This window comes from Serratia sp. MMO-28 (assembly GCF_037199905.1).
Classification (GTDB): domain Bacteria; phylum Pseudomonadota; class Gammaproteobacteria; order Enterobacterales; family Enterobacteriaceae; genus Chania; species Chania oryzae.
Window position 1 is genome coordinate 1 of sequence record NZ_JBBCVB010000073.1, and the last position, 1086, is coordinate 1086.

Annotated in this window: 1 pseudogene; it reads left to right on the plus strand. The window is 67.2% G+C overall.

Features of this window, described 5'->3' with window-relative positions:
- Window positions 1-1086: pseudogene (locus WG891_RS26565) on the plus strand (autotransporter outer membrane beta-barrel domain-containing protein); the annotation flags it as partial.

Sequence of the window (1086 nt, forward strand, 5' to 3'; positions counted from 1 at the left end):
GCAGCGCAACGCTGCAGAGCCTGGCCCTGAACGGCGGCACGCTGAACTTCACCGGCGGCGCTCCGCTCTCCAGCGCCGAGAGCACGGTCACCACCCAGACCCTGACCGCCAACGGCGGCACCATCAATGTGGTGGGCGCGGGGGCCTGGGATAATGTCCTGCCGGTGGTGCCACCGAACCTGTCGATCCTCGATCAGAACCGCGGGGCCTCGGCGATGCAGTTGATCAGCGCGACGACCGCCAGCGGGGCCGATACCCTGACGCTGATGATTAACGGCGTGGCGGTGACGCCGGGCCAGGGCGTGGTGTCGGGCATCAACCAGAACGCGGTGCAGGTGGCGGAGGCGACCTACAGCTACCTGTTGTCCAATACCAACAACCTGAACGCGACGGGCCTGTACCTGAACTACGGCCTGAGTGCGCTTAACCTGTTGCAGGATGGCCCTGACGCGCTGGTGATTGCCACCGAGGCCAGCGCGGATGCCAACAAAAATCTGACGGCACAACTGACCGGGGTGGGCGGCATCGTGTTCGATGCCAGCAACGGGGCCCTGACCGTCACCAATGGCCAGAACAGCTACACCGGCAGCACCACGGTCACCGGTGGCGATGTGCGGCTGGGCAGCAACACGGCCTTGGGGGCCACCTCACAGCTGACGGTCAATGGGGGCTCTCGCGTCGATGCCAATGGTTTCAGCCAGACGGTGGGCGCACTGACCAACCTGGGGTCGGTTATCCTGAATAGCGGGTCGCTGGTCAGCGGGTTGCTGACCAACAGCGGCGTTGTCGACCTGGCGGGGGGCACCCTGACCCTGCAGGAGGGCGGCACCTCCAGCGCGGTCGGCGGCCTGACCGGGGCCGGGACGCTGAACGTCAGCGGCGGCACGCTGGCGCTGAGTGCCGCCAACAGCGGCCTGTCGGCGGCCACCCATATCGCGTCCGGTGCCACCATCAGCGCCGGCGCGGCCAATGCGTTGGGCACCAGCGCGGTGGATGTTGGCGGTACGTTGAACCTGAACGCCGCAGACACGCTCGCCAACGTGCTGAGCGGGGCTGGGACCATCAATACCGATGCGGCGGTGACCC